The organism is Burkholderia sp. HAN2018, from assembly GCF_024704855.1.
GTDB classification, from domain to species: domain Bacteria; phylum Pseudomonadota; class Gammaproteobacteria; order Burkholderiales; family Burkholderiaceae; genus Burkholderia; species Burkholderia cepacia.
The window spans coordinates 1-5912 of the sequence record NZ_QOBB01000331.1; the positions used below are offsets into that span (position 1 = coordinate 1).

Here is a 5912-nt window from a genome sequence, read left to right on the forward strand (position 1 = left end):
CACCGGCCGCGCCGGCCCGCCAGTGACGCGCAGCCGCTCGTCGCCACGCCGCGCGACGACAACCACCGTGCGACGGCCTCCGCGAAGGCGGCGGACGCCGGCACCGCTCATTAACGGAGAAAGGCATGCAATTCGACAAGCGCGCCTGGCTCGACAAGATCAAGCAGATGTTCGCGGGCTTCGACCGCCCGCTCGCCCTCATCGTGTTCCTGCTGCTGTGCGTCGGCATCGTCACGCTGTACAGCGCGGCGATCGACATGCCGGGCCGCGTCGAGGACCAGTTGCGCAACATCCTGCTGACGTTCGTGCTGATGTGGGTGATCGCCAACATCCCGCCCACGACGCTGATGCGCTTCGCGGTCCCGCTCTACACGTTCGGGGTCACGCTATTGGTCGCGGTCGCGCTGTTCGGGATGACCAAGAAAGGCGCGAAGCGCTGGCTGAACGTCGGCGTCGTGATCCAGCCGTCGGAGATCCTCAAGATCGCGACCCCCCTGATGCTCGCGTGGTACTACCAGCGCCGCGAAGGCGGGCTGCGCTGGTACGACTTCATCGCCGCGTTCGGGATCCTGATGGTGCCGGTCGGGCTGATCGCCAAGCAGCCCGACCTCGGCACGGGCCTGCTCGTGTTCGCGGCCGGCTTCTTCGTGATCTACCTCGCCGGCCTGTCGTTCAAGCTGATCGTGCCGGTGCTCGTCGCGGGCGTGATCGCGGTCGGCTCGATCGCCGTGTTCGAAGATCGCATCTGCCAGCCCGAAGTGCAGTGGCCGCTGATGCACGACTACCAGAAGCACCGCGTGTGCACGCTGCTCGACCCGACTTCCGACCCGCTCGGCAAGGGCTTCCACACGATCCAGGCCGTGATCGCGATCGGCTCGGGCGGCGTGCTCGGCAAGGGCTACCTGAAAGGCACGCAGGCGCACCTCGAGTTCATTCCGGAGAAGCACACCGACTTCATCTTCGCGGTGTTCTCCGAGGAATGGGGGCTCGTCGGCGGGCTCGTGCTGCTGACGCTTTACATGGCGCTGATCGCACGCGGGCTCTATATCGCCGCGCAGGGCGCGACGCTGTTCGGCCGCCTGCTCGCGGGCTCGCTCACGCTCGCGTTCTTCGTCTATGCGTTCGTCAACATCGGGATGGTGAGCGGCGTGCTGCCGGTCGTCGGCGTGCCGCTGCCGTTCATGAGTTATGGCGGCACGGCGCTCACGACGCTCGGCATCGCGATCGGGATGATCATGAGCGTCGGGCGGCAGCGGCGGTTGATGAAGAGCTGACCGCGCGGTACGCATCGCAGAAAGAAAAACGGCGCCCCGGCGCCGTTTTTTTTCGACTGTCCTTGCCGAACGCGGCAGCGCGGTGTGGCGCGACCTCCGTTCACGGCGCCGGCGCGTGCGTCCCGCCCGGCTCCGCGCCGGCACCCGACGCCGGCCCCTGCACCTTCAGCCGCGCACTCAGCTCCTTGAATTTCAGCCCGGCCGTCTCGTCGCCCTGCGCGGCCGCCGCCGCGTAATACGCCCGCGCGATGTTCAGGTTCTGCGCGACACCGTCGCCCCCGCGCTCGTAGAACGACGCGGTCACGTACTGCGCGGTCGGCTCGCCTGCATCGGCGGCCTGCTTGTACCACGCGAATGCCTGCCGGTTGTCGCGCGGCGTGCCGCGCCCGTCGAGGAACTGGTTCGCGAGCGACAGCGCGGCCTGCACGTGCCCCTGCTTCGCCGCCCGCAGGAACCAGCGATGCGCTTCGGCCGGATTGCGCGCGACGAACTCGCCGTCGTCGAGCATGCGCCCGTACACGTACTGCGCATGCGACATGTTCGCGTCGGCCGCGCGCTTCAGCCAGCGCAGCCCTTCGTCGACGTTCGCCGTCACGCCTTCGCCGGTCAGCAGCATCATCGCGTAGTTGAATTGCGCGAGACGGTCGCCGCGCTCGGCCGCGTCGTGGAACTGCACCAGCGCCGCGCGATAGTCGCCGGCGTTGTAGTCGGCGACCGCCGACTGCGTCTCGCGCGATGGATCGGGCTTCGCTTGCGGCACGCCCGGTGCGCCCGCTGCAATACACACGCCATAGACGCCACACACGCACCACAGGCCGAGCATCGCGCCGATCCGCCTGCGCGCCCCGGCCCCACCCTGCACGCGCCCACGGCACGCGCCGTCGCCACCGTTCATGACCGTACCTCCTGCAGCGCCTGCCGCGTGGCGCGCAACAGCCAGCTGACGTCGGCCGACAGCGTGATCATCCGGTAGCCGGCCTCGCGATACTGGCGCGCGGCCGCCGTATCGCCCGCGAAGATGCCGACCGCGACGCCGGCCTGCCGGCCGGCCGCGAGCACGCGCGCCATCGCGGTTTCGACGTCCGGATGGCGGATGTCGCCGAGATGCCCGAGGCTCGCCGCGAGATCGGCCGGGCCGACGAACAGGCAGTCGACGCCGGGCAGCGCCGCAATCCGCTCGACTTCGTCGACGCCGCGCGCCGATTCGATCTGCACGATCACCGCGACCTGCGCGTTCGCCGTCTGCACGTAATCTCGGCGCATCCCGAACGCCGCCGCGCGCACCATGCCCGCGACACCGCGCAGCCCGTCCGGCGATTCGGGCGACGGATAACGCGTCAGCCGCACCGCGTGCGCGGCGTCGTCGAGCGTCTCGATGCATGGAAACATCAGCGTGCGCGCGCCGGCATCGAGCGCGCGCTTCACGAGCCACGGCTCGCGCGCCGGCACGCGCACGACGGGTTCGCTCGGCAGATGGGCGGCCGCGATCGCGCGCAACTGCGATGCAACATCGCGGCTGTCGTTCGGCGCGTGCTCCATGTCGATGCAGAGCCAGTCGTAGCCGGCATGCGCGAGCGCTTCCGCGGCCGAGTCGCTGCCGAGCGACAGCCACAGGCCGTACAACGGGTCGTCGCCGTCGTGCAGGCGTTGTTTGAGGGAATTGGTGAGCGTGCTCATCGATACGGCCTCCTGGACGGAACGGCAATCGAACGGGACAAGCAACGGGCAAAGCGGCGCGCGACACGCCGGGCAGCGAAGCACGGCGGCGCCAGGACCGGGCCCTGGATCGTTGGTCGGCCATGGACGGCCGATCTGACAGCGCCGGCCGCGCGATCGCGCACGGCCGCGTTTTCCGGCGCCACGCAACGATCATAGCGCGGCGTTACGCGGAATGTGGGAACGGACGGGGGCGGGACGAAGCCGCGGGTGCGGCGTCAGGCAGCCCGCGCCGGCTGGCGGGGCTGCCGGGAAGGCGGGATCAGCGGCCGGGCTGGCGTTCGACGTCGGCCCAGCAGTTCGGCGTTTCGTACAGGCGCACGCGCTCGAGCCGCAGGTTCACGCCGTAGTGCGCGTCGTACACGTTCGCGAGGATGTCGAACGCGATCGCCGCGAGGTTCTCGACGGTCGGGATCCGGTCGATCACGACCGTCTTGTGGTCGGCCATCTGCTCGAGGAACGAGCGCACGACCTCGTCGCGGGCGTAGACCAGGAACGCGTGGTCCCACTTGCCGACCAGGTGCTCCATCGCGAGCGCCTTCACGTCGGCGAAATCCATCACCATGCCGCGGTCGGGCGCCCCCTCGGTATCGACGAGATCGCCGCGCAGCGTGACTTCGAGCACGTAGCGATGACCATGCAGGTTCCGGCACTGGCTGCGGTGATCGGGAATGCGGTGGCCCGCGTCGAATTCGAGTTTTCGGGTAATCAGCACGATGTCAAAAGCCGTGGCTCAGGGAATGTTCAGATATTTGTGGGTCTGCATTGACAGCCGCCACTGCGGATGACGCTTGCACCAGTCGATCGCGAGCTTCGTATTCAGGTCGCGCGACGGGCCGTCCATCGGCTGGACGAGGAAATACTCGAAGTCGAGCTTCGCGTAGTCGGCCAGCCGCTGGTTGTCCTGCGGGATCACGACCTTCAGTTCGTTGCCCTTCGTGACGACGAGCGGCGCGTCGGCCTTCGGGCTCACGCAGATCCAGTCGATCGATTCGAGCACCGGCAGCGAACCGTTGGTCTCGATCGCGATCTCGAAGCCGGCCGCATGCAATGCGTCGACGAGCGGCTGGTCGAGTTGCAGCATCGGCTCGCCGCCCGTGCAGACGACGAAGCGGTGCGCCTCGCCCTCCGGCCACAGGCCGGCGATCGTCGCGACGAGCGCTTCGGCGTCCTTGAACTTGCCGCCGTTCTCGCCGTCGGTGCCGACGAAGTCGGTATCGCAGAAGCGGCACACGGCCTCCGCACGATCCTCTTCGCGGCCCGACCACAGGTTGCAGCCGGCGAACCGGCAGAACACGGCCGGCCGGCCCGCGTTCGCGCCCTCGCCCTGCAACGTGTAGAAAATTTCCTTGACCGCGTAAGTCATCGTGCTTCGTCCGGCTCGCGCCGCTCGTTGTCGATCAGAATCCGTTATTCATCCAGCGCTGCCGGCGCACCCGCGTCACAGCGGCGCTTCGGTCACCCGCTCGCCCTTCAGGTAAGCCTCGTAGCCGCGCTTGCGCAGCTTGCAGGCGGGGCATTCGCCGCAGCCGAAGCCCCATTCGTGCAATTCCGCGCGCTCGCCCACGTAGCACGTGTGCGTCTCGACGCGGATCAGTTCGACGAGCGCTTCGCCGCCGAGCTGCTCGGCGAGTTGCCACGTCTGCGCCTTGTCGAGCCACATCAGCGGCGTCTCGAGCACGATGCGCGTGTCCATCCCGAGGTTCAGCGCGACCTGCAGCGCCTTCATCGTGTCGTCGCGGCAGTCGGGGTAGCCCGAGAAATCGGTCTCGCACATTCCGCCGACCAGCACACGCAGCCCGCGGCGATAGGCGATCGCCGCGGCGATCGTCATGAACATCAGGTTGCGGCCCGGCACGAACGTGTTCGGCAAGCCGTTCGCCGCCGTCTCGATCTCGATCGTGCGCGTCATCGCGGTATCGCTGATCGCGCCGAGCACCGACAGGTCGATCATGTGATCGTCGCCGAGCCGGTCCGACCATGCGGAAAAATCGCGCTTCAGTGCTTCGCGCACGCCTTCGCGACACTCGAGCTCGACGCGGTGGCGCTGGCCGTAATCGAAGCCGAGCGTCTCGACCGTCTGGTAGCGTTCCAGAGCCCAGGCCACGCACGTGGCCGAGTCCTGCCCGCCGGAAAACAACACGAGCGCGCCGTCTTTAGCGTCTGTCCGAATCACCGTGATACTCCGTGAATGTGTAGGCTCGCGTCGCGCTGCGCCCCGGGGCCGGCTGCCGCCGGGCGGCCCGACGCGTGCCGGCCTGGGCCGGCTCGACCAGTATAGGCAGCGCAATCGGCCGCGAACGCGGCGGAGCGCTTATACCGCCCATCGCGCGGCATCGTTGCCGCGCGCCACGGCGGCGCCACGCTGGCAGCCTGCCGTGCGCATGAAGCGATGCGCTAAGTTATTGAGCGGACACGGATTTTATCATGCCATCTCGAATACTGCCGGGCTCGCGGGCCCGCGGGCCTCATCACGCCAACCCCACCACAAACGAAAAACCCCAAGAACCTTCCGATTCTTGGGGTTTTAATTCTGGTGGCCTGGGACGGAATCGAACCATCGACACGCGGATTTTCAATCCGCTGCTCTACCAACTGAGCTACCGGGCCAACGAAGAATGAAAGTATATCGAGCTATTCGTACCTGAGCAAGTGTTTTCGCAAAATATTTTATACGGCGCCTTCGGACGGTTTCTTGCCGAGCTCGACACCGAGCTGCTTGAGCTTGCGATACAGGTGCGTGCGCTCGAGGCCTGTCTTCTCCGCGACGCGCGTCATGCTGCCGTTTTCGCGCGCGAGATGATATTCGAAGTACGCACGCTCGAACGCATCGCGCGCTTCACGCAACGGAATGTCGAACGGGATCGCGGCCGTCTGGCCCGCGAGGCCGAGCGCCGAAGCCATGTCGTCGCCGAGCGTCGG

General features: G+C 67.5%; 6 protein-coding genes, 1 tRNA gene and 1 pseudogene. 1 reads left to right on the top strand and 7 read right to left on the bottom strand.

What is annotated here, in order from left to right:
• The first annotated feature begins 125 nt into the window (after positions 1-125).
• Entirely contained in the window at positions 126-1274 is a 1149-nt protein-coding gene (rodA, locus tag DPV74_RS38340) for a rod shape-determining protein RodA (protein ID WP_027788855.1), read from the top strand.
• Between the two features lie 100 nt (positions 1275-1374).
• On the opposite strand, the gene DPV74_RS38345 is transcribed toward rodA, so the two are convergent.
• The 7 genes and pseudogenes from DPV74_RS38345 to esaR all read right to left on the bottom strand — a co-directional run.
• Positions 1375-2169, bottom strand: coding sequence for a tetratricopeptide repeat protein (locus DPV74_RS38345; protein WP_119339075.1), 795 nt, complete (start codon positions 2167-2169; stop codon positions 1375-1377).
• Positions 2166-2951, bottom strand: a complete 786-nt coding sequence (locus tag DPV74_RS38350; protein WP_119339076.1) for an HpcH/HpaI aldolase/citrate lyase family protein — start codon at positions 2949-2951, stop codon at positions 2166-2168. Before DPV74_RS38350 ends, DPV74_RS38345 begins: the two co-directional genes overlap by 4 nt.
• Before the next feature lie 301 nt (positions 2952-3252).
• Positions 3253-3705, bottom strand: coding sequence for a 6-carboxytetrahydropterin synthase QueD (queD, locus tag DPV74_RS38355; protein ID WP_021163975.1), 453 nt, complete (start codon positions 3703-3705; stop codon positions 3253-3255).
• Positions 3706-3723: 18 nt separating this feature from the next.
• The gene (queE, locus tag DPV74_RS38360) at positions 3724-4356 is read right to left on the bottom strand and encodes a 7-carboxy-7-deazaguanine synthase (RefSeq protein ID WP_021163976.1); all 633 of its coding nucleotides are present in this window, start codon (positions 4354-4356) and stop codon (positions 3724-3726) included.
• A 75-nt stretch (positions 4357-4431) separates the two neighbouring features.
• A complete protein-coding gene (queC, locus tag DPV74_RS38365; RefSeq protein WP_027788853.1) occupies positions 4432-5166 on the bottom strand; it encodes a 7-cyano-7-deazaguanine synthase QueC in 735 nt (244 codons plus the stop codon).
• Between the two features lie 358 nt (positions 5167-5524).
• Positions 5525-5600: transfer RNA gene (locus DPV74_RS38370), tRNA-Phe, on the bottom strand.
• 60 nt (positions 5601-5660) lie between these two features.
• Positions 5661-5912: pseudogene (gene esaR, locus DPV74_RS38375) on the bottom strand (response regulator transcription factor EsaR); the annotation flags it as partial.

Excerpts from the sequence above, each read along its gene's own strand:
- DPV74_RS38345 (WP_119339075.1), bottom strand. The coding sequence starts at position 2,169 with ATGAACGGTGGCGACGGCGCGTGCCGTGGGCGCGTGCAGGGTGGGGCC.
- queE (WP_021163976.1), bottom strand. The coding sequence starts at position 4,356 with ATGACTTACGCGGTCAAGGAAATTTTCTACACGTTGCAGGGCGAGGGC.
- rodA (WP_027788855.1), top strand. The coding sequence starts at position 126 with ATGCAATTCGACAAGCGCGCCTGGCTCGACAAGATCAAGCAGATGTTC.
- DPV74_RS38350 (WP_119339076.1), bottom strand. The coding sequence starts at position 2,951 with ATGAGCACGCTCACCAATTCCCTCAAACAACGCCTGCACGACGGCGAC.